We start from the raw sequence: 19,701 nt of genomic DNA on the forward strand, positions 1-19,701 counted from the left end.
CTTCGCAACGCAGCGTAACCGGAACTCGACGCGTTCGCAGAACGAGCGGCACGTGATCCGCGGAACCGGTGGCGCGTGATCAGTCCCGCAGCCCGTTGAAGGCGCCCTGGTGATACAGGAGCGGCCGGCCGGCGCGGGAGGGATCGCCTACGAGCACCTCGGCGAGCACGATCCGGTGGTCACCGGCCGGCACCCGCGCCACGACCCGGCACACCAGCCACACCAGCACGTCGTCGAGGACCGGGACGCCCTCGTGGCCGTCCCGCCAGCTGGTGGGCGACCCGAACCGGTCGGCGCCGCTGCGCGCGAAGGTGGCCGCGAGCTCCGCCTGGTGCTCGCCGAGGATGTGGACGCCGATGTGCTCGGCGGTGGATATCGCGGGCCAGCTGGAGGCGCCCGTACCGACGCCGAAGGAGAGCATCGGGGGCTCGGCGGAGACGGAGGTGAGGGAGGTGGCGGTGAAGCCGACCGGGCCGTGGGCGCCGCGTGCGGTGATCACCGCCACACCGGCCGCGTGCCGCCTGAAGGCGGAGCGGAGCAGGTCGGGAGAGGCGAGCCGGAGGGCGCCGAGGTCGGGTATGGCCGTCATGGAGTTGTCCTTCTGCGGGAGGCGATCGTCGGGTCCGGGGCTGCTCAACAGCCCGGACAGCGCGCGCTCGCGGTGCGGGCCAGGTCCACGTGGACCCGTCCGAAGAGAAGGAGTTCCTGAGGCATACGGTCAGGCTGACGATAGGTGGTGCGCCCAGTCAAGTACGTTCCGCGATATGGGAGGTGCCTCACCGTCATCGTCATGGCCGTCAGACCGCCTCGCCCAGCGCGGCGATGACGTCCGCCTTGCGGGGCTGTCCGGTGGCCCGGCGCACCACCCGGCCGGTCGCGTCGAGCACCAGCACGGTGGGGGTCTTGAGGATCTCCAGCTCGCGTACGAGGTCCAGGCGGGCCTCGGCGTCGATCTCGACGTGGGTGACGCCGGGGACCATCCCGGCGACCTCGCCCAGCACCCGCCGGGTGGCCCGGCAGGGGGCGCAGAAGGCACTGGAGAACTGCACCAGCGTGGCCCGTTCGCCCAGTTCGCCGCCGAGTTCGGCCGCCCCGAGCCGTTTGCCGTCGTCGCGCCCGCGCACCCGTACCCTCCCGCTCCGCCGCCTGTGCAGCACTCCGTACACACTCGCCGCCGCGAGCACCGCCACGCACACCACCAGTCCGGTCATCACCGGACAAGGATCCACGAGACGGCTCACCGAAGGGAAAAGCGTTCACGAGACTGCAAAGATTCCCGACTCCCCTGCCGGCCCGCGGGGCGGAATCCTTGGTTCATGGACATTGACGCACGTGGGCCGCGGTTCGCGGCGACCGTGACGACGGTCGTACTGGCCGCCGCCCTCATCACCCGAAGCCCCTGGATCCTCGCCTGGCAGACGCTGGCGTTCGCGCTCGGCGCGGCCGGCGGAGTGACCAAATCACCTTACGGCTGGGCGTTCCGGACGCTCGTACGACCGCGCCTCGGCGCCCCGAGCGAGTTCGAACCGCCGGAGCCCCCGCGGTTCGCACAGGCGGTCGGACTGGTCTTCGCGGGGCTCGGTCTGGTCGGATTCGCGCTCGGCCCGGCGTGGTTGGGCCTCGCGGCGACCGGGCTCGCGCTCGCCGCGGCCTTCCTCAATGCGGCGTTCGGGTACTGCCTGGGGTGCGAGATGTTCCTGCTCATGCGGCGGTTGACGGCCCGCCCGGAGTAAAGGAGCGTTAAAAGCGCGAGGTGGATCAAGGGGCCCAACGTGACGAGGATCTCGCCACGCCCGGGCACCAGGGCTGGCTACCCGTCCGTTCTTCGGGCACGATCTGCGAGACGCCGTAAACCTACGGCTCCGTAACTTCCCGCCGGGAGCCCCTTTCCCAGGCAGAGCAGAAAGGGTCCGCCCCGCCCATGGCAGAGCTGGTCTACCGTCCCGTCATCGGTTTCGCCAAGACGCTGTTCAAGGTCTGGGACCTCAAGATCGACTGCCAGGGTTCGGAGAACATCCCGCGCTCGGGCGGCGCCGTGCTGGTGAGCAATCACATCAGCTACCTGGACTTCGTCTTCGACGGCCTGGCGGCGCTGCCGCAGAAGCGCCTGGTGCGGTTCATGGCGAAGGAGTCGGTGTTCCGGCACCGGATCTCCGGCCCGCTGATGCGCGGGATGAAGCACATCCCGGTGGACCGCAAGCAGGGCGAGGCCGCCTACCAGCACGCGCTGGACTCGCTGAAGTCCGGTGAGATCGTGGGGGTCTTCCCGGAGGCCACGATCTCCCAGTCCTTCACGCTGAAGAGCTTCAAGTCGGGTGCCGCGCGCCTCGCGCAGGAGGCCGGTGTCCCGCTCGTGCCGATGGCCCTGTGGGGCACCCAGCGCATCTGGACCAAGGGCCAGCCGCGCAACTTCAAGCGCGACCACCTGCCCATCACCGTCCGGGTCGGCGAGCCGGTCGACGCGCCCCGGGACCAGTACGCGGGCGCCATCACCCGCCGGCTGCGCGAGCGCGTCCAGGAGCTCCTCGACGCCGCCCAGCGTGCCTACCCCGGCCGCCCGAAGGACGCGTCCGACAGCTGGTGGCTCCCGGCCCACCTGGGCGGCACGGCTCCGACGCTGGACCAGCTGAAGGCCGCCGAGGCCGTCTGAGTCTCAGCCCGCCGGCTCCGGCGCGCGCACCTCGACACGGGCGCCCGGGCTGAACTTCGCCAGCAGTTCGGCGAGTTCGGCGCCCGCCGCCACCACCTCCGGCACCGGCATCGGGGCGAGGCTCTCCAGTAGAAAGACCGCCGAGGTGGTCCGCTCCGTGAGGCGGGTGCGCGGGCCCTGGCGCCAGTTCCACCGGCGGCAGGTGACTCCCGCGTCGTCGCACCACACGACCTCGCCGGCATCGGGGTGCTCGACGGTCTCCTCGCCCCCGGTCACGGTGACGAAGTCCTCCTCGCCCGTGGCGCGCACCAGCCGCATCCCACCCTGCACGAGGTCGAGGTCCTCACCGCCGACCGGGATCAGGTGGGCGACGCTGATGGCGTTGTAGAGGTCCACGAGCAGGTTGATCCGGGGCAGGCCGCCGTCCGCGAGGGCCCGCTTGGCCAGCGCCTCGGCCGAGTTGCGGGTGCGGGACGGCTTGGAGCCGAAGGCCGTGTAGGCGGCCCGCCAGGCCACCATGTGCGGGTCCTCGTGCGGGGCACGTCCGTCGAGGCGTCCGGCCAGCCGACGGGCCGCGTCGTCGAGGAGCGCCGAACTCGCCTCCGTGCTGGGCCCGTTGACCAGGCCGTGAGCCTCGATGACGACGTGCGTGAAGCCGGGCGCGAGAGCGCGCACCTCGTCGGACACGGTGAGCGTGAGAGTCATGGGCGTTGCCTCAGAGTGCGGTGGGGAGCGTCTTCCAGAGATACGGACGGTCGGGCGCCGCCTTGAGCGCGCCGAGCACGGCCGGGTGAGGTTCAGCGTACAGGACCGGATAGTCCATCTCATTGGACTGCGGGTCGGGGACCCAGGCCAGCCGTTCGCCGGCGAGGGAGAACTGCGCGTCCACGCCCGACGTGTTGCCGCGCGGGTCCTGCCGGTGCCAGGCACCGTGGAAGCGGACGGCGACCAGACCGTGCACGACGTGACCGCCGGCGTCATCGTCGTGCGCGAGGCGCTGGTAGCACAGGGCCGTGGGAATGTCCTCGGCGCGCAGCAGCGCCGCCAGCGCATGGGCCTTGGCGTGACAGATACCCGTGCGCCGCTCCAGCACGTCCGAGGCCCGCCAGGTCACACGCAGGTCTCCGGTGTCCTGCGAGTGCGGGATGGCGTCCCGCACGAACTCGTATGCGGCGCGTGCATAGCCATACGAGTCGTCGACTCCCGCAGCCAGCCGGGCGGCCGTATCCAGGACCAGCGGATGGCGATGGTCGATGGCCTCGTCAGCGGCCAAGTAGGCGGACAGGTCGGCGGACTTCTGGATCGGCTCCATGCCCGCAGAGCATAGGAATGCGATCACCCGAGAGTCAATGAATTTTCAGGTGATCGCATAGCTATGCAGCGAGCGGGTCTGTGATGCCCCGTCAAGGGCGCGGGGCTGTGTCGACATGCGGCTCCGCCGCGTGGCCGCGACCAGCCACGACGGCGCCGCAGCCGGAAGATCACGTCACCCCGGCGGAGCCCTCAGCGCGCCATCTCCTCCTTGAGCGCCGCCACGAACGCGTCCACGTCCTCCTCGGTCGTGTCGAACGCGCACATCCAGCGCACGTCCCCGGCCGCCTCGTCCCAGAAGTAGAACCGGAAACGCTTCTGGAGCCGCAGGCTCACGTCGTGCGGGAGCCGCGCGAAGACGCCGTTGGCCTGCACCGGGTGGAGGATCTCCACGCCGTGCACGGCCCGTACGCCCTCGGCGAGCCGCTGGGCCATCTCGTTGGCGTGCCGGGCGTTGCGCAGCCACAGGTCCTTGGCGAGCAGGGCCTCCAACTGGACCGACACGAAGCGCATCTTGGAGGCGAGCTGCATGGACAGCTTGCGCAGGTGCTTCATGTGGCTGACGGCGTCCTGGTTGATCACCACGACGGCCTCGCCGAAGATCGCGCCGTTCTTGGTGCCGCCCAGGGAGAGGATGTCCACGCCGACGGCGTTGGTGAACGTACGCATCGGGACGTCAAGGGAGGCCGCCGCGTTGGCTATCCGGGAGCCGTCCAGGTGCACCTTCATGCCGTGCGCGTGGGCGTGCTCGCAGATCGCGCGGATCTCGTCGGGCGTGTACAGGGTGCCCAGCTCGGTGCTCTGGGTGATGGACACCACCTGGGGCATGGCGCGGTGCTCGTCGTCCCAGCCGTACGCCTGCCGGTCGATGAGGTCCGGGGTGAGCTTGCCGTCGGGGGTGGGCACGGTGAGCAGCTTGAGGCCGCCCATGCGCTCGGGGGCGCCGCCCTCGTCGACGTTGATGTGCGCGCTCTCGGCGCAGATCACCGCGCCCCAGCGGTCGGTGACCGCCTGGAGCGCGACGACGTTGGCGCCGGTGCCGTTGAAGACCGGGAAGGCCTCCGCCGTGGCCCCGAAGTGGCTGCGGACGATCCGCTGGAGGTTCTCCGTGTACTCGTCCTCGCCGTACGCCACCTGGTGGCCGCCGTTGGCGAGGGCCAGGGCGGCCAGTACCTCGGGGTGGGCTCCGGCGTAGTTGTCACTGGCGAAACCGCGGACCTGCGGGTCGTGGTGGCGACGCGCGTCGGTCCTGGGAGGGTTCACGGCTTCTCGGTCAGCCACAGACGGTTTCCGTTCACTTCGGCGGCGGACCTGCTCCAGACGCCCTCGACGGCCTCGGCGAGGTCCTTGACGTCCGTGAAGCCCGCGAACTTCGCGTTGGGACGCTCGGCGCGCATCGCGTCGTGCACCAACGCCTTCACCACCAGGATGGCAGCAGCGGAGGTGGGGCCCGCCTCGCCCCCGGCCTTGCGGAAGCCGTCGGCCATGGCGAGCGTCCAGGCCTCGGCGGCCGCCTTGGCCGCGGAGTAGGCGGCGTTGCCGGCGGTGGGCTTCGCCGCGCCGGCGGCGCTGATCAGCACGTACCGGCCGCGCTCGCTGCGCTGCAGGCCGTCGTAGAAGGCCAGGGAGGTGTGCTGGACGGTGCGGATCAGCAGCTTCTCCAGCAGGTCCCAGTCGGCGAGGTCGGTCTCGGCGAAGGTGGCGCTGCCGCGCCAGCCGCCGACCAGGTGGACCAGGCCGTCGATCCGGCCGTGGTCCTTCTCGATGCGGTCGGCCCAGGCCCGGGTCGATTCCAGGTCGAGCAGGTCGACCGTCTCGCCGGTGACCACGGCGCCGCCGCCCGCGTAGCGCGCCGCGTCCACGGCCTCCGCGAGCCGCTCGGGGCTGTTGTCGGCGCCGACGACGGTCGCGCCCGCCTCCGCCAGCCTGACCAGCGTCGCGTGCCCGGCGGGTCCGCCCGCCCCGGCCACCGCGATCACCGCACCACTGAGAGACCCGTTGCCCGCCATGTGCTTCCCCTCTTGAGCAGTGTTCCGCAGATCCTGAACAGTGTTCCGCAGCAGGTCGCTCACGCGGCGACCGGCTCGGCGCTGTCCGCGGTGATGCCCTTGGTCTCGGCGATCACGTTCTTCAGCTTCTTGGACAGGGCCTCGTAGAACATGCTCAGCGGAAACTCGTCGGGAAGCACGTCGTCCACGAGCTTGCGCGGCGGCAGGGTCAGGTCCAGGGCGTCCGGGCCCTTGGCCCACTTGGAGCCCGGGTGCGGCGCGAGGTAGGTGGCGACCAGCTCGTAGCCGGCGAACCAGTGGACGAGCTTCGGACGGTCGATGCCGTCCTTGTACAGCTTCTCGATCTCGGCGCACAGCTGGTTGGTGACCTGCGGGGCGCGCTCCCAGTCGATGGCGAGCTTGTTGTCGGTCCAGCGGACCACGTCGTGCTTGTGCAGGTAGGCGAAGAGCAGCTGGCCGCCGAGCCCGTCGTAGTTGCGGACCCGGTCGCCGGTGACCGGGAAACGGAACATGCGGTCGAAGAGCACCGCGTACTGCACGTCCCGGGCCTGCGGGACGCCGTCGGCCGCCAGCTTCACGGCCTCCTTGAAGGCGGTGAGGTCGCAGCGCAGTTCCTCCAGGCCGTACATCCAGAACGGCTGGCGCTGCTTGATCATGAACGGGTCGAACGGCAGGTCCCCGTGGCTGTGGGTGCGGTCGTGGACCATGTCCCACAGGACGAAGGCCTCCTCGCAGCGCTTCTGGTCGTGGACCATCGCGGCGATGTCCTCGGGGAGCTCGAGGCCCAGGATGCCGACGGCGGCGTCGGTGACCCGGCGGAAGCGGGCGGCCTCGCGGTCGCAGAAGATGCCGCCCCAGGAGAATCGTTCCGGCGCTTCGCGTACGGCGATGGTCTCGGGGAAGAGGACGGCGGAGTTGGTGTCGTAGCCGGCCGTGAAGTCCTCGAACTTGATGCCGCAGAAGAGCGGGTTGTCGTACCGGGTGCGCTCCAGCTCGGCCAGCCAGTCCGGCCAGACCATGCGGAGCACGACCGCCTCCAGGTTGCGGTCCGGGTTGCCGTTCTGCGTGTACATCGGGAAGACGACCAGGTGCTGGAGGCCGTCCGCGCGGCCCGCGGCGGGCTGGAAGGCGAGCAGCGAGTCGAGGAAGTCGGGCACCTGGAAGCCGCCGACGGCCCAGCGCCGCAGGTCCGTCACCAGCGCCTGGTGGTAGCCGGCGTCGTGCGGGAGCAGCGGGGACAGCTCTTCCACGGCTTCGACGACACGCCCTACGGCCGCGTCGGCCTCGGCCCGTGCGGGCGCGCCCTCGGCCTCGAAGTCGATCGATCCGTCCTTCGACTGCCATGGCCGGATCCGTTCCACGGCATCCTTGAGCACGGGCCACGCCGGGTGCTCGACCACCCTGGTCACGGGAGAGACCTGTCCCTCCGAACCCGCCTGCACAAGAATTTCCGTCATGACCCATCCTCCACGGGAGAAGCTTCCGTAAGCACACCGTATGCGTACGGGGTTTCTCCCAGCAAGGGGGCTCTCGGGAAATTATCCTGTGGCATCCCTCCTTCACCGCGCTTTTTCCTGTGCGAAACCGTGAAGGCGCTCACATTCACTACGGCCCGTGACGAGGCGTCAGCTCCGGCGGACCGCACGGATCCGGCCGGTCAATGAGCGGGGGGACGCGCCCACCACCGGGTGACCGCCGACCGGGGCACGGGCCAGGCGCCGCGCGCCCGGCACACCAATCCCCCGCGTACGTACGGGTTCATCGCGACGGGCGGCCATTAGGCTGCGCCCAGCAGCGTGGACAGCGACGTCCGTCGTACGGTCCGCACGTCTGCCCCCCACCGCCGCCGTCGACGGAAGCGAGTTGAATCTTGAACTTCCTCACCATCGGTCACCGCGGAGTCATGGGCGTCGAGCCCGAGAACACCCTCCGTTCCTTCGTCGCCGCCCAGCAGGCCGGCCTCGACCTGATCGAACTCGATCTTCACCTCAGCAAGGACGGCGCCCTCGTCGTCATGCACGACGCGGAGGTGGACCGCACGACCGACGGCACCGGACCGATCGCCGACAAGACCCTGGAGGAACTGCGCGCGCTGGACGCGGGCCGGGGCGAGCGGGTGCCGGTGTTCGAGGAGGTCCTGGACGCGGTGCGCACGCCGTTGCAGGCCGAGATCAAGGACGTGGCCGCGGCCCGGGCGCTGGCCGAGGTCATGCAGCGGCGGGACCTGGTGTCCCGGGTCGAGGTGTCCTCGTTCCATGACGAGGCGGTCGCCGAGATCGCCCGGCTGGTGCCGGGGGTGCGCACCGCGCTGATCGCCAGCCGCTACGGCACCGATGTCGTAGAACGGGCCCAGGAGGCGGGGGCGGCCACCCTCTGCCTGAACATCCGCAGGCTGACCCTGGAGGTCGTGGAGCACGCCCGCAAGGCGGACCTGCGGGTCATCGGCTGGGTGGTGAACACCCAGGACGACCTGCGGCTGGTGCGCGCGCTCCAGCTGGACGGCGCGACGACCGACTACCCGGAGATCAAGCGCACCGCCCGCTTCACGGCCTGACCAGCCGCCCGCGCCTCACACCAGCGGCTTGACCAGCAGCTCGAACTCCAGGTCGTCACGGAGCGGAATGCCGAAGCGCTCCTCGCCGTACGGGAACGGCGTCGTCTTTCCCGTACGGCGGTAGCCGCGCCGCTCGTACCAGGCGATGAGGTCCTCGCGCACCGAGATCACCGTCATGTGCATCTCGGTCACGCCCCAGTCCTCGCGCACCCGGCGCTCCGCCTCGGCGATGACGACCTTGCCGAGGCCGGCGCCCTGGAGGGCGGGGCTCACCGCGAACATGCCGAAGTAGGCGTGGTCGCCGCGGTGTTCGAGCTGGCAGCAGGCGACGACTCGGCCGTCCCGCTCGCCGACGAGGAGCTTGCCGTCCGGCGCCTTGATCACGTCGAGGACGCCCTCCGGGTCGGTGCGCTGCCCCTTCAGGATGTCCGCCTCGGTGGTCCAGCCGACGCGGCTGTCGTCGCCCCGGTAGGCCGACTCGATCAACGCGACCAGGACGGCCACGTCGGTGTCGGTGGCGTCGCGGAAGGTCGGTCCGGCGGCGACGTTCTCCATGAGCGGGTTCTCCGTTCTCGAGCGCTACTGAGCCGGCCCCGAGCCTATCCCCGCTCCCCCGCCCCCCTTCCCGGCGCCCGTGCCACCCGGCTCCCGCCGTGGCCTGCCACTACGCTCCGGTCGCATGGTGCATGTACTGAGCAGCCGTACGCTGATCCACCCCACCGACCCCGAGCGGTCCCGGGCCTTCTACGGTGAGCGGCTCGGGCTCGCCGTCTACCGCGAGTTCGGTGAGGGTCCGGAGCGCGGCACGGTCTACTTCCTCGGCGGCGGCTTCCTGGAGGTCTCCGGCCGGTCGGACACGCCGCCCTCGCCGGCCGTGCAGCTGTGGCTGCAGGTCGCGGACGCCGCGGCGGCGCACGAGGAGCTGGTGGCGAAGGGCGTCGCGATCGTGCGCCCGCCCGTGAAGGAGCCGTGGGGCCTGGTCGAGATGTGGATCGCCGATCCGGACGGGACCCGGATCGCGCTGGTGGAGGTTCCGGCCGACCATCCGCTGCGGTACCGGCCGGGGATCTGAGCGGCCCGACGGCAGTGCCGCGCCATGCCGCAGGTCGTCCACGGCGCCGTCGTGGCTGGTCGCTCGGTTCCTCCCCCAGCCTTCGGCCGGGGTACCCCCGGCGCCTGTTCGGGACGCTGCCGCACCGGCCGGATCAGACCCGCAGCGCCCCCGTCCGCCCCTCCAGTCGGCCCAGCAACTGCGCGAGGAGCCCGGCCAGTTCGCCCTGCCCCTCGGGGGCGACGACGGACAGCACGGCGCTCTCGTAGGCGAGCTGCTCGGGCAGGATGCCGTCGACGAGTTCGCGGCCCGCGTCGGTGAGGCGGAGGTGGGCGACCCTGCGGTCACGGGCGTCGCCGCGCCGCTCGACCAGGCCGCGCTCGGTGAGCTGCTTGAGGCGTTTGGTGACGGCGGCGCCGGAGGAGAAGGTCTCCTTGGCGAGTTCGCTCGGGGTCAGCTCGTGGCCGGTGCGGCGGAGCGCGCCGAGCAGGTCGAACTCGGGGCGGCTGAGGCCGGCCCGGCGCAGCGGGGCGTCCTCGGCCTGCTGGAGGAGGGCGGCGCAGCGGTTGATCCGGCCGATGACCTCCATGGGACCCGTGTCCAGCGCGGGATGGACGCTCCGCCACTGCCCGACCACGGCCGCGACCGTGTCGTCCCGGGCGGCGGCGCCGCCCGCACCGTTGCTCACGAAGTCTTCCGCGCCCCTGTCCGCGTCGCTCCCGGCCGCCGGCCGTCCGTTGGTCGCCGTCATGGCCGTACGTCCTCCGTTGTCCTCGCGCCGTCCCAGGAGTGCGCTTCCTGGCGTCGTACCGTCGCGGCGAGCGTACGGTGTCCGGACTGCTCGGCGAGCACGACCCGCTCCTGGGGCAGCGCGCCCTGCCACCACTCCCCGGACGCGGCGTCGGCGGCGGCGCGCAGGTCGGCCAGGGCCGCGGACAGGGCGCGCCGGGCGGTCTCCAGGGCGCGCGGGGCCGGCTGCGGCCCGGCGAGCAGGCGGGCGGCCTGTTCGCGGGCCTGTTCGACGGCGGTCAGAGCGTGTCCGATGCGGTCGCCGGCCCGCCGGTTGGTGACGACGACGGCGGTGGCGAAGCCGACGAGGGCGCCGACCAGGGTGTCCACGACCCGCTCGGTGATCAGCTGTCCCGCGTCCTGGGTGCGGGCGAACTCGGTGACGAGCAGGGCCATCGGGGTGACGCAGACACTCCCGAGCCAGTAGTTGCGGCCGATCAGTGCCTCGGCGCCGAAGTTGAAGGCGAGGCAGCACAGCACCAGGGCGACCGGATGGAGGTGGGCGAGCGGGACGACGGCGGCGAAGACGAAGACGCCGAGGAGGTTGCCGACGACGCGCTGGACGCCCCGGCTCCAGGTGAGGGTGACGTTGGCCTGGTAGAGGGAGGCGGCGGTGACCAGCGCCCAGTAGGGGCGGCCGACACCCAGGGCGAGGGAGGCGTAGCCGGCCAGGGCGCAGCCGAGCGCGGTGCGGACGGCGAAGGGGGCGAGCGGGCCGAGTCGGCGCCACAACGGGCGGCGCGGGACGGAGAGCTCGGCGTCGATGCCGAGCAGGTCGTCGTCGGCGCCGGCGACGCGCGGCACGCGTCCGGTGCCGCGCAGGGCGCGGGCCCAGCCGCGCAGCAGCGCCGGGTCGGCGTCGGCCGGGGCGGCGAGGGCGACCTCGGCGCGGACGACGAGGTGTTCGAGGGCGCGGCGGGTGCGGTCGGTGCGGGCGCCGGTGACGAGCAGGGACTGCCAGGCGGCCTGCACGGCGGTGGCCGCGGTGGCGCGGGCCCGGTCGTGGCCGTCGCCGCTGCCGGTGGCAGTGCCGGTGCCGGTGCGGCGGGTGTCGGCGTAGGCGGCGGTGGCGTTCAGGGCACGGGCGGTGGCCCGGCGCTCGGGGCCGTGCGGGCGCAGCAGTCCGGGGGCCATGCCGACCAGCCAGGCCCAGGCGCCCGCCGTGAGGGCGAGGCCGACGTGTCCGGGGACCTGGCCGAGGGTCTGCGGGGCGAACAGGGAGGCGGAGCTGATGAAGGTGAGGACCACGTTCCCCGGCGGCCCGACGCGGGTGGCGTCGCAGAGGACCTTCTGCACCGCGGCCATGAGCGCGCCGACGGTGACCAGGACGACGGCGTCGGTGGTGAGCGAGGCGGCGGTCAGGGCGACGGCGAGGCCGCCGACCATGCCGAGGATCACCCACGCCAGGGTCCGGGCGCGGGCGGGGTAGGGGCAGTTGTGGCCGTAGAGGGCGCACAGCGAGCCGGCCATCGTGTACATCGCCAGGTCGAGGCGGCCCAGGGCCAGCAGGACCAGGTTGGGCGCGGCGACCGCGGCGACCACGCTGCAGGCTGGTTTGAACCAGATGTCGGAGGGCCGGCCGAGGCGCAGCGTCCCGGCGAGGGGCAGACGGGGGGTGGTCGTGGGGGGCGCGGTGCTCATACCCATCAATTTAGCATGTGTTTTACCTGTAAAACATTCCCGAACGGTCCTGGTCACCGGCTGTGCTCCGGCGAATGCTCCCCGTATACACCCTTGCGCTCGCGTGCGCGCCGTACGGCCGGGGCATCGCATCCACGACGCGACGTCGAGGGGGGAGGTGCGCCCGTGCACGGAACGGCTTCGCCCGGCTGGCTGCTGGTCGCGCTGTGCGCGGCGACCGGGGCCTACTGCCTGCTGCGGATGCGCAGCAGTGTCCTGGAACAGCGGCGCGCCGCGGGCGGCGAGGCGCTGATGGGGTTCGGCATGGCCGTCATGGCCGTGCCCGCGACGGTGTTCACCCCGCCCGTGTGGGCCTGGCCGCTGTACGCGACGGTGTTCGGCGCGGCCGCGCTGCGCGCCCTGTGGAGCTCCCGCAGCAGCCCGCACCATCTGCACCATCTGGTCGGAACGGCGGCGATGGTCTACATGGCGGCGGCGATGGCGGCCGCCCCCGGCGCCCACCATCACGGCGGTGCCGGAGTCCCGCTGGTGACCGGACTGCTGCTGCTCTACTTCACCGGCTATGTGCTGCTGTCCGGTGCGCGGCTCGTCCCGGTCGCGGTGGCCGCCGGGACGGGGGCCCTCCGGTGGGGCGACCGGCCGGAGTTGGCGCGGGCGTGCCGGCTGTCGATGGGGATCGGCATGGTCGCGATGCTGCTCGCCCTGTGAGGACCTGACGGCACGCACGGCACGGACGTTGCTTGCGTCACTTTGGCGTCATGGCCTGTACCCGTGAACGGTCCCCCGCTCATAGGGTGCTGGCCATGATGGTCCCCGTGGCACTGCTGCTGCTCGGCGCCCTGACCGCCGTGGCCGGCCCCCGGCGGCTCGCCCGGGCCGACTGGACGGACCGGGAGCCGGTGGTCGCGCTGTGGGTGTGGCAGTGCGTGGTGGCGGCCGTTCTGCTGTGCTGCGCGCTGTCGATGACGCTGAGCGCGGCGGCGGCCTGGCAGGCGGTGCGCGGACACGTGTTCGCGACCGCCCCGAGCGGGGTGGTGGACGCCTACGCGCTCGGCACGACCGGCCCGTGGGCGGCGGTGACCGCGGTGGCCCTCGCCTGCGCCGGGCTGTGGAGCGGGGCGATGCTGGTACGGGAGATCGCCCGGGCCAGGACCAGACGCAACCGGCAACACGCCGAACTGCTGGTCCGGTCACCGCTGTTGCCCGGCGAGGAACCGGCCGGCGGCCGGCTCGTCGTCCTCGAGGGCGAGCGCCCGGACGCCTGGTGGCTGCCCGGAACGGCACCCCAACTCGTCGTGACCACGGCCGCGTTGCGTCGCCTGAAGGGGCGTCAGCTGGACGCGGTGCTCGCGCACGAGCAGGGCCACGCACAGGCCCGGCACGACTGGCTGCTGCACTGCTCGGCGGCGCTGGCGGGCGGGTTCCCGCAGATCCCGGTGTTCGCCGCGTTCCGCGAGGAGATGCACCGACTGGTCGAACTGGCCGCCGACGACGTGGCCTCGCGGCGCCACGGCCGCCTCACCACGGCCCTCGCCCTGGTCGAACTCAACGAGGACCGGGGGGTGTTCGGCCCCGGACCGGCCCCGCACGCCCATGTCCCGCAGCGGGTCGACCGGTTGCTCACCGCCCCGGACCGCCTCCCCGCCCGGCACCGGCTGCGGCTGACCGCGACGGCCGCCCTGGTCCCGGTCGTCCCGGTACTGGTGGCACTCGTACCGAGCCTGCGCGCCCTCGGGTAGATCCGCATCCGTCAAGGGAATTGCCCCGTGGGCAATGATTCGGCAAAGATCACGGCATGCTTCCCCGATCCGGCGACCGCCCGGCTCCCCTTCTCACGACTGCCGTCCTCGCCTTGTCGTCGGCGCTGCTGCTGGCCCTCGTCGCCGGCGAGTGGCCTCCCCTGGTCGCGGTGGACGAGGGCATCGCCGAGGCCGCCCACCGCTGGGCCGTGGCCGACCACGGCACCACACGGGTGCTGCGGGTCCTGGCGGACCGGGTCTGGGACCCGCTGACCATGCGCCTGCTGTGCGCGGCGGTCGCGGTGTGGCTGGTGTGGCGGCACTCGGCATGGCGGACCGCGCTGTGGCTGACCCTGACCTGTGTGTTCGGCACGGTCGCCCAGCAGTCCCTGAAGGCTGCCGTGGGCCGCCCGCGTCCGGTGTGGCCGAATCCGGTCGACTCCGCCCGGTACGCGGCCTTCCCGTCCGGGCACGCCATGACGGCGACGGTGGTCTGCGGTCTGCTGCTGTGGCTGCTGCACCGCTGCGGCGCCGGTCGCGCCATACGGCGCACGGCCCTGGCCGCGGCCGGGATCTCGGTCGTGGGCGTCGGCCTGACCCGGGTGTGGCTGGGCGTCCACTGGCCCTCGGACGTGCTCGGCGGCTGGCTGCTGGGCGCCCTGGTGGTGGCGCTGGCGGTGCTGGCGTACGAGGGGGAGCGCGACGGCCGGGGACGCCCCCGCCGGTAGCCCCGCCGCGGCCCGTGCCGCACCGGCGCTCGGTAGAGTCCGGCACATGACTGCCGTGCTCTTCGACTTCTCCGGGACCCTCTTCCGCATCGAGTCCACCGAATCCTGGCTGCGGGCGGTGCTCGCCGATGCCCAGATACCGCTCTCCGAGGACGAGTTGGCCGAGGCGGCGCGAGCGCTCGAGACGGCCGGGGCACAGCCCGGCGGGGCCTTCCCCGCCGAGCTGCCGGCGGAACTGTGCGACGTGTGGGCGGTGCGCGACGAGAGCGCGGAACTGCACCGGGCCGCCTACACCGGTCTCTCCCGCCGGGTGGCGCTGCCCGACCCTGCCCTGCACGACGCACTGTACGAGCGGCACATGGACCCGCGGGCCTGGTCGCCGTACCCGGACGCGGCGCGGGTCCTGCGGACGCTGCGCGAGCACGGCATCGGAGTCGGCGTGGTCAGCAACATCGGCTGGGACCTGCGCCCGGTCTTCCGCGCGCACGGGCTCGACGCCTACGTGGACACGTACGTCCTGTCGTACGAGCACGGCGTCCAGAAGCCGGACCCCAGGCTCTTCACGGTCGCGCTGGAGGCGCTGGGCGCCGGGGCGGCGGAGACGCTGATGGTCGGGGACAGCAGGCCGGCCGACGGCGGGGCGGCGGCGCTCGGCTGCCGCGTGCACTTCGTGGACCACCTCCCGGTGGCCGAACGCCCGGACGCGCTGCTCGCGGTCCTGGACCTGGTGGGCGCGGCCCGCCGACCGGTCACGCCCACCCAGGCCTGATCTGTGGCGCCGTCCGCCCGAGACGCTCCCCCGTGTCGCCCCGGACGGACGGCAGCCCTGAACAGGCCCCGCACAGGGCGGTGCCCACCGCGTCGATTATAGTTGGCTGGCAGCCAGTCAACGCAGGAGTTCCAGGATGTCCCCCCGCAGCCGCTCGGTCAATGAAGAATTGCGCAGGCGTTCGCGTGAGCGGCTGCTGCAGGCCGCGGTGGAGCTGGTCGACGAGCACGGGTACGAGGCGACCACACTGGGCGCGATCGCGGACCGGGCGGGCTCGGCGCGCGGGCTGGTGTCGTACTACTTCCCCGGCAAGCGCCAGCTGGTCCAGTCCGCCGTGCACCGGCTGATGCACCGCACCCTGGAGGAGGCACTGGAGCACGAGCCGCACACCGAGGACGGGCGGGAGCGGCTGGCCCGGGCCATCGACGCGATCCTGGGACTCGCGCAGGACCGGCCGGTGCTGATGCGCCAGCACATGGCGGGCCTGCTCCAGGCCGAGGGCTTCGTGCAGTGCCCCGAGCAGCGGCGGCTCGCGGAGCTGCTGGGCGACACCGTCGCCCGCTACGGCTCGCACCACGTCGAGGCCGACTACCCCATGCTGCGTGCCATGCTGATGGGCGCGGTGTACGCGGCGCTGGTGCCGGGTGTGCCGATGCCGGTCCCGGCGCTGCGGGGGGAGCTGTTCGAGCGCTACGGGCTGGACCGGGAGCTGGGCCTGCCCCGGGAGTCCGATCCGGCGGCCGAACGGCGGGACCTGTCCCGGTTCTTCGCCACCGAGGACCGGTCCGAGCCCGGATCGGAACCCGGACCCGAGGCCGGCTAGGCCGCTCCCGGCTTCCGGAACTTCCGCAGAAGGCGCCACTCGCGGCTACGCGCCGCGATCGCATGATCACACTCCTGACATCCTGACACGCCTGCACGTCACCCCAGCGGCTCCTGCCCAGGCGGCCGGGCCGGTGGGATGCTGGAACCACCAGCCCCTCGGGCAAGGAGTTCCCCGTGTTGCGTGTCGCCGTCGTCGGCTCCGGGCCGAGCGGGTGCTACACCGCCCAGAACCTCGTCCAGCTCGACCCCACGGTCCGCGTGGACGTCCTGGACCGGTTGCCGTGCCCGTACGGACTGGTGCGGTACGGCGTCGCCCCGGACCACGAGAAGATCAAGTCGCTGCAGGGGAACCTGCGCACCGTGCTGGAGCACGAACGGGTGCGGTTCCTCGGCGGGGTCAGGGTCGGGGGCGCGGGCGGGCTGCCGGTGGAGCGGCTGCGGGAGCTGTACCACGCGGTGGTGTACTGCGTGGGCGCCGCGACCGACCGGCGGCTCGGGATTCCCGGCGAGGAGCTGCCGGGCAGCTGGTCGGCGACCGAGTTCGTCTCCTGGTACAGCGCGCACCCGGACGCCGTCGACGCCGGGTTCGTGCGCGACGCCCGGTCGGCGGTGGTCATCGGGGTCGGCAACGTCGCGGTGGACGTGGCGCGGATGCTGGTCCGGGGCGTGGCGGAGCTGAGCCCCACCGACATGCCGCAGGCGGCCCTGACGGCACTGGCGGCGAGCCGGATAAGAGAGGTCCACGTGGTGGGCCGGCGGGGACCCTCGCAGGCGCGGTTCACCACGAAGGAGCTGCGCGAGCTGGCCGGGCTGCCGGAGACCGCCGTCCGGGTGGAGGCGGAGGACCTGGCCCTGGATCCGGCCTGCGCCGACCCGTCCGCGCTGCCCGCCGCCCAGCGTCGCAACGTGGAGGTGCTGCGCGGCTGGGCCGAGGCCGGCGCCCGGGGCACGGACCGCGCCATCCGGTTGCGCTTCTTCCTGCGCCCGGTCGAACTGCTCGACGACGGCGGCCGGGTGGGCGCGGTGCTCTTCGAACGCACCGAGCCGGACGGCAGCGGCGGGGTGCGCGGCACCGGGCGGTACGAGACGGTCGAGGCGCAGCTGGTGCTGCGGTCGGTCGGCTACCGCGGAGTGCCGCTGGACGGGCTCCCGTTCGACGAGGAGAGCGGCACCGTGCCGCACGAGGCCGGCCGGGTCCTGGACAGCTGCTTCGGCGTGCCCGGCGACTACGTGGCCGGGTGGATCAAACGCGGTCCGACCGGCGTCATCGGCACCAACCGGCCCGACGCCAAGGAGACGGTGACCTCTCTCCTGGAGGACGCGCCGGCGCTGCTGCGCAGGACGGTGCCGGAGGATCCGGTCGACGCGCTCCGCTCGGCCGGCATCGAGCCGGTCCCGTGGACGGGATGGCAGGCGATCGAGCGGGCCGAGGCGGCGCTGGGCGCCCGGCTCGGCCGGAGCGTGGTCAAGCTGGCCGACTGGAACTCCCTGCTGGCGGCGGCGCGGACCGGGTCGTAGCGGAACGGGATCCGTCCGCGTCCAGGTGGGCATGACACGTATCGGCAACAGACCGGAAATCAACAAACTGTTCAAGCCGCTTACGGTCTCGTGCTGTCCGGATGTCGTCCCCGCTCTGGAGTCCTCATGGTCACCACCAGCACCTCCGTCCATCCCGTCGACGAGGTCCCACCCGTACGGCAGTTGACCGCGTTCGGTCTCCAGCACGTGCTCGCGATGTACGCGGGCGCGGTCGCCGTCCCGCTGATCGTGGGCGGCGCGATGAAGCTGTCGCCCGCCGACCTGGCGTACCTGATCACCGCCGACCTGCTGGTGTGCGGCATCGCCACGCTCATCCAGTGCGTCGGCTTCTGGCGCTTTGGCGTCCGGCTGCCGATCATGCAGGGCTGCACGTTCGCGGCGGTCTCGCCGATGGTCCTCATCGGCACGACGGGCGGCGGACTTCCCGCGATCTACGGCTCGGTGATCGTCGCGGGCCTGGCGATCATGCTCCTTGCGCCCGTCTTCGGCAGGCTGCTGCGCTTCTTCCCGCCCCTGGTCACCGGCACGGTGATCCTGATCATCGGGGTCTCGCTGCTGCCGGTGGCCGGCAACTGGGCGGCGGGCGGCGCCGGTGCGAAGGACTTCGGGGAGCCGAAGAACCTGGCGCTGGCGGCCTTCGTGCTCGCGGTGGTGCTCGGCGTGCAGCGGTTCGCGCCCGCCTACCTCGCCCGGATCGCGGTTTTGATCGGCATCGCGGTGGGCCTGGCGGTGGCGGTGCCCTTCGGGTTCACGGACTTCAGCGGGGTCGGGGACGCCGACTGGCTGGGCATCAGCACGCCGTTCCACTTCGGGGCGCCGACGTTCCGGGCCTCGGCGATCGTCTCCATGCTGGTGGTGGCCCTGGTCACGATGACCGAGACGACCGGTGACCTGCTCGCGGTCGGCGAGCTGACCGGCCGCCGCGTGGAGCCGCGCTCCCTCGCCGACGGGCTGCGCGCCGACGGCCTCTCGACCGTCCTCGGCGGAGTCTTCAACACCTTCCCGTACACGGCGTTCGCGCAGAACGTGGGCCTGGTCGGCATGACCCGGGTGCGCAGCCGCTGGGTGGTCGCCGCGGCCGGGGGCATCCTGGTGCTGCTCGGCCTGCTGCCCAAGCTGGGCGCGGTGGTCGCGGCGATTCCGGCCCCGGTGCTGGGCGGCGCGGGCCTGGTGATGTTCGGCACGGTCGCGGCGAGCGGCCTGCGCACCCTTGCGGCCGTCGACTTCCACGGCAACAACAATCTGACGGTGGTCGCCGTCTCGGTGGCGGTCGGCGTGCTGCCGGTGGGCGTGCCGGCGGTCTACGCGAAGTTCCCCGACTGGTTCCAGACGGTGATGAACAGCGGCATCAGCGCGGGCTGCCTGACGGCGCTCGTCCTGAACCTGCTCTTCAACCACCTGCCGTCGCGGGCGGATTCGGCTCCGGGAACGGTCCCCACCGGAGCCGAGTCCGCCTAGTGCCGCGGCAGGCAACGTTTGCCCGTCAAGGAGCGGCGTCCGGTGCGTGCTCTCGGCGTGCCGGCCGGAAGTCCTCGTACTGGATGTACTTGGGCTTCCGTCCGGTGCGGCGAGAGTGCGTGCCGGGCGTCGTGACGGGGCGAACGTTGCCTGTTGCGGCACTAGCTCACCGCCGGTCCCACCGGCCCGCTCCCGTCCTCACACCTCGACGAGGCCGAGCTGGCGCAGCATGCCGAGTTCGTCGCTGCTGCCCCACCGTTCGACGAGTTTGCCGTCGCGGTCGAAGCGGCTGATCTGCATGCCCCGGTAGCTGACCTTCCGGCCGGTCGCCGGATGCCCCAGCAGCGGTCCCAGGTGCGTTCCGGAGATGACATAGGCGAAGGCCAACTCGTCGTCGGTGGCGACCAGATGCTCCACCTGGAGGCTCAAGTCGGGGAAGGCCGTCCGCAGTTCGCCGAACATGGTCTTGTACCCGCCGGGCCCGGGCCCCTGCCCCGGGGCGGGATCGTGGTCGGTCGCGTCGGCCGCGACGATCCCGTCGAGGGCATCGAGGTCGCCGGCGACGACGGCCTCTCCGAAAGCGGTCTGCGCGGCGATGTTCGTCTGCTGAGCCATGGGCACTCCCGGAGCATCTGGGC

Annotated in this window: 22 protein-coding genes; 11 read left to right on the forward strand and 11 right to left on the reverse strand. The window is 72.4% G+C overall.

Going from position 1 to position 19,701, the window contains the following annotated elements; translation table 11 throughout:
• Positions 1–79 precede the first annotated feature (79 nt).
• Both BLW82_RS04495 and BLW82_RS04500 read right to left on the reverse strand, forming a co-directional pair.
• Positions 80–589, reverse strand: a complete 510-nt coding sequence (locus BLW82_RS04495; protein ID WP_093497573.1) for a flavin reductase family protein — start codon at positions 587–589, stop codon at positions 80–82.
• Positions 590–797: 208 nt separating this feature from the next.
• On the reverse strand, positions 798–1,211 hold the full coding sequence (locus tag BLW82_RS04500; RefSeq protein ID WP_093497574.1) for a TlpA family protein disulfide reductase: 414 nt from the start codon (positions 1,209–1,211) through the stop codon (positions 798–800).
• Positions 1,212–1,316: 105 nt separating this feature from the next.
• Between BLW82_RS04500 and BLW82_RS04505 the strand changes: the two genes are divergently transcribed.
• Both BLW82_RS04505 and BLW82_RS04510 read left to right on the forward strand, forming a co-directional pair.
• Positions 1,317–1,733: a DUF4395 domain-containing protein gene (locus BLW82_RS04505; RefSeq protein ID WP_093497575.1), complete on the forward strand. Its 417-nt coding sequence runs from the start codon at positions 1,317–1,319 to the stop codon at positions 1,731–1,733.
• A gap of 188 nt (positions 1,734–1,921) precedes the next feature.
• On the forward strand, positions 1,922–2,650 hold the full coding sequence (locus tag BLW82_RS04510; RefSeq protein WP_093497576.1) for a lysophospholipid acyltransferase family protein: 729 nt from the start codon (positions 1,922–1,924) through the stop codon (positions 2,648–2,650).
• Between the two features lie 3 nt (positions 2,651–2,653).
• Here the strand turns inward: BLW82_RS04510 and BLW82_RS04515 are convergent, their stop codons facing one another.
• The 5 genes from BLW82_RS04515 to BLW82_RS04535 all read right to left on the reverse strand — a co-directional run bounded on the left by BLW82_RS04515 (position 2,654) and on the right by BLW82_RS04535 (position 7,427).
• Entirely contained in the window at positions 2,654–3,355 is a 702-nt protein-coding gene (locus BLW82_RS04515) for a B3/B4 domain-containing protein (RefSeq protein ID WP_093497577.1), read from the reverse strand.
• Between the two features lie 10 nt (positions 3,356–3,365).
• Complete coding sequence (locus BLW82_RS04520; protein ID WP_093497578.1) at positions 3,366–3,962, reverse strand: transglutaminase domain-containing protein; 597 nt, start codon at positions 3,960–3,962, stop codon at positions 3,366–3,368.
• A 191-nt stretch (positions 3,963–4,153) separates the two neighbouring features.
• The gene (locus BLW82_RS04525) at positions 4,154–5,224 is read right to left on the reverse strand and encodes a threonine aldolase family protein (protein WP_093497579.1); all 1,071 of its coding nucleotides are present in this window, start codon (positions 5,222–5,224) and stop codon (positions 4,154–4,156) included.
• Entirely contained in the window at positions 5,221–5,970 is a 750-nt protein-coding gene (locus BLW82_RS04530; RefSeq protein WP_177232833.1) for an SDR family NAD(P)-dependent oxidoreductase, read from the reverse strand. The genes BLW82_RS04525 and BLW82_RS04530 overlap by 4 nt, the downstream gene beginning before the upstream one ends.
• Positions 5,971–6,029: 59 nt before the next feature.
• Positions 6,030–7,427, reverse strand: a complete 1,398-nt coding sequence (locus BLW82_RS04535) for a DUF6421 family protein (RefSeq protein ID WP_093497581.1) — start codon at positions 7,425–7,427, stop codon at positions 6,030–6,032.
• 413 nt (positions 7,428–7,840) lie between these two features.
• Here BLW82_RS04535 and BLW82_RS04540 point away from each other — a divergent pair, with 413 nt between their 5' ends.
• Positions 7,841–8,524 (forward strand): glycerophosphodiester phosphodiesterase, encoded by a 684-nt coding sequence (locus BLW82_RS04540; protein WP_093497582.1) that lies wholly within the window; start codon positions 7,841–7,843, stop codon positions 8,522–8,524.
• Between the two features lie 15 nt (positions 8,525–8,539).
• Here the strand turns inward: BLW82_RS04540 and BLW82_RS04545 are convergent, their stop codons facing one another.
• Positions 8,540–9,079, reverse strand: a complete 540-nt coding sequence (locus tag BLW82_RS04545) for a GNAT family N-acetyltransferase (protein WP_093497583.1) — start codon at positions 9,077–9,079, stop codon at positions 8,540–8,542.
• A 124-nt stretch (positions 9,080–9,203) separates the two neighbouring features.
• Here BLW82_RS04545 and BLW82_RS04550 point away from each other — a divergent pair, with 124 nt between their 5' ends.
• The gene (locus BLW82_RS04550) at positions 9,204–9,596 is read left to right on the forward strand and encodes a VOC family protein (RefSeq protein ID WP_093497584.1); all 393 of its coding nucleotides are present in this window, start codon (positions 9,204–9,206) and stop codon (positions 9,594–9,596) included.
• Between the two features lie 133 nt (positions 9,597–9,729).
• Here the strand turns inward: BLW82_RS04550 and BLW82_RS04555 are convergent, their stop codons facing one another.
• Positions 9,730–10,326, reverse strand: a complete 597-nt coding sequence (locus BLW82_RS04555; protein WP_093497585.1) for a MarR family winged helix-turn-helix transcriptional regulator — start codon at positions 10,324–10,326, stop codon at positions 9,730–9,732.
• Positions 10,323–12,005, reverse strand: coding sequence for an FUSC family protein (locus tag BLW82_RS04560; RefSeq protein ID WP_177232834.1), 1,683 nt, complete (start codon positions 12,003–12,005; stop codon positions 10,323–10,325). Before BLW82_RS04560 ends, BLW82_RS04555 begins: the two co-directional genes overlap by 4 nt.
• A gap of 165 nt (positions 12,006–12,170) precedes the next feature.
• Here BLW82_RS04560 and BLW82_RS04565 point away from each other — a divergent pair, with 165 nt between their 5' ends.
• The 7 genes from BLW82_RS04565 (at position 12,171) to BLW82_RS04595 (ending at position 19,063) form a co-directional block, all read left to right on the forward strand.
• Positions 12,171–12,713, forward strand: coding sequence for a DUF5134 domain-containing protein (locus tag BLW82_RS04565; RefSeq protein ID WP_093497587.1), 543 nt, complete (start codon positions 12,171–12,173; stop codon positions 12,711–12,713).
• Between the two features lie 95 nt (positions 12,714–12,808).
• Complete coding sequence (locus tag BLW82_RS04570; protein ID WP_093497588.1) at positions 12,809–13,744, forward strand: M56 family metallopeptidase; 936 nt, start codon at positions 12,809–12,811, stop codon at positions 13,742–13,744.
• Between the two features lie 56 nt (positions 13,745–13,800).
• A complete protein-coding gene (locus tag BLW82_RS04575) occupies positions 13,801–14,472 on the forward strand; it encodes a phosphatase PAP2 family protein (protein WP_093497589.1) in 672 nt (223 codons plus the stop codon).
• A 46-nt stretch (positions 14,473–14,518) separates the two neighbouring features.
• Positions 14,519–15,241 (forward strand): HAD family hydrolase, encoded by a 723-nt coding sequence (locus BLW82_RS04580; protein WP_093497590.1) that lies wholly within the window; start codon positions 14,519–14,521, stop codon positions 15,239–15,241.
• 136 nt (positions 15,242–15,377) lie between these two features.
• The gene (locus BLW82_RS04585) at positions 15,378–16,064 is read left to right on the forward strand and encodes a TetR/AcrR family transcriptional regulator (RefSeq protein ID WP_093497591.1); all 687 of its coding nucleotides are present in this window, start codon (positions 15,378–15,380) and stop codon (positions 16,062–16,064) included.
• Positions 16,065–16,240: 176 nt separating this feature from the next.
• Positions 16,241–17,584 carry an FAD-dependent oxidoreductase gene (locus BLW82_RS04590; protein WP_093497592.1) on the forward strand — a complete coding sequence of 448 codons (1,344 nt, stop codon included), beginning with the start codon at positions 16,241–16,243 and terminating at the stop codon, positions 17,582–17,584.
• Positions 17,585–17,710: 126 nt separating this feature from the next.
• Positions 17,711–19,063, forward strand: coding sequence for a nucleobase:cation symporter-2 family protein (locus BLW82_RS04595; RefSeq protein WP_093497593.1), 1,353 nt, complete (start codon positions 17,711–17,713; stop codon positions 19,061–19,063).
• A 198-nt stretch (positions 19,064–19,261) separates the two neighbouring features.
• Here BLW82_RS04595 and BLW82_RS04600 read toward each other — a convergent pair whose 3' ends face one another.
• Complete coding sequence (locus BLW82_RS04600) at positions 19,262–19,678, reverse strand: ester cyclase (protein WP_093497594.1); 417 nt, start codon at positions 19,676–19,678, stop codon at positions 19,262–19,264.
• Positions 19,679–19,701: the final 23 nt, after the last annotated feature.

It is taken from the genome of Streptomyces sp. Ag109_O5-10, from assembly GCF_900105755.1.
Taxonomy (GTDB): Bacteria; Actinomycetota; Actinomycetes; order Streptomycetales; family Streptomycetaceae; genus Streptomyces.

Bases quoted from the DNA above. Each gene is read 5' to 3' on its own strand.
- BLW82_RS04495 (WP_093497573.1), bottom strand. From the start codon at position 589: ATGACGGCCATACCCGACCTCGGCGCCCTCCGGCTCGCCTCTCCCGAC.
- BLW82_RS04500 (WP_093497574.1), bottom strand. From the start codon at position 1,211: ATGACCGGACTGGTGGTGTGCGTGGCGGTGCTCGCGGCGGCGAGTGTG.
- BLW82_RS04505 (WP_093497575.1), top strand. From the start codon at position 1,317: ATGGACATTGACGCACGTGGGCCGCGGTTCGCGGCGACCGTGACGACG.
- BLW82_RS04510 (WP_093497576.1), top strand. From the start codon at position 1,922: ATGGCAGAGCTGGTCTACCGTCCCGTCATCGGTTTCGCCAAGACGCTG.
- BLW82_RS04515 (WP_093497577.1), bottom strand. From the start codon at position 3,355: ATGACTCTCACGCTCACCGTGTCCGACGAGGTGCGCGCTCTCGCGCCC.
- BLW82_RS04520 (WP_093497578.1), bottom strand. From the start codon at position 3,962: ATGGAGCCGATCCAGAAGTCCGCCGACCTGTCCGCCTACTTGGCCGCT.
- BLW82_RS04530 (WP_177232833.1), bottom strand. From the start codon at position 5,970: ATGGCGGGCAACGGGTCTCTCAGTGGTGCGGTGATCGCGGTGGCCGGG.
- BLW82_RS04535 (WP_093497581.1), bottom strand. From the start codon at position 7,427: ATGACGGAAATTCTTGTGCAGGCGGGTTCGGAGGGACAGGTCTCTCCC.
- BLW82_RS04545 (WP_093497583.1), bottom strand. From the start codon at position 9,079: ATGGAGAACGTCGCCGCCGGACCGACCTTCCGCGACGCCACCGACACC.
- BLW82_RS04550 (WP_093497584.1), top strand. From the start codon at position 9,204: ATGGTGCATGTACTGAGCAGCCGTACGCTGATCCACCCCACCGACCCC.
- BLW82_RS04555 (WP_093497585.1), bottom strand. From the start codon at position 10,326: ATGACGGCGACCAACGGACGGCCGGCGGCCGGGAGCGACGCGGACAGG.
- BLW82_RS04560 (WP_177232834.1), bottom strand. From the start codon at position 12,005: ATGAGCACCGCGCCCCCCACGACCACCCCCCGTCTGCCCCTCGCCGGG.
- BLW82_RS04570 (WP_093497588.1), top strand. From the start codon at position 12,809: ATGATGGTCCCCGTGGCACTGCTGCTGCTCGGCGCCCTGACCGCCGTG.
- BLW82_RS04575 (WP_093497589.1), top strand. From the start codon at position 13,801: ATGCTTCCCCGATCCGGCGACCGCCCGGCTCCCCTTCTCACGACTGCC.
- BLW82_RS04580 (WP_093497590.1), top strand. From the start codon at position 14,519: ATGACTGCCGTGCTCTTCGACTTCTCCGGGACCCTCTTCCGCATCGAG.
- BLW82_RS04585 (WP_093497591.1), top strand. From the start codon at position 15,378: ATGTCCCCCCGCAGCCGCTCGGTCAATGAAGAATTGCGCAGGCGTTCG.
- BLW82_RS04595 (WP_093497593.1), top strand. From the start codon at position 17,711: ATGGTCACCACCAGCACCTCCGTCCATCCCGTCGACGAGGTCCCACCC.
- BLW82_RS04600 (WP_093497594.1), bottom strand. From the start codon at position 19,678: ATGGCTCAGCAGACGAACATCGCCGCGCAGACCGCTTTCGGAGAGGCC.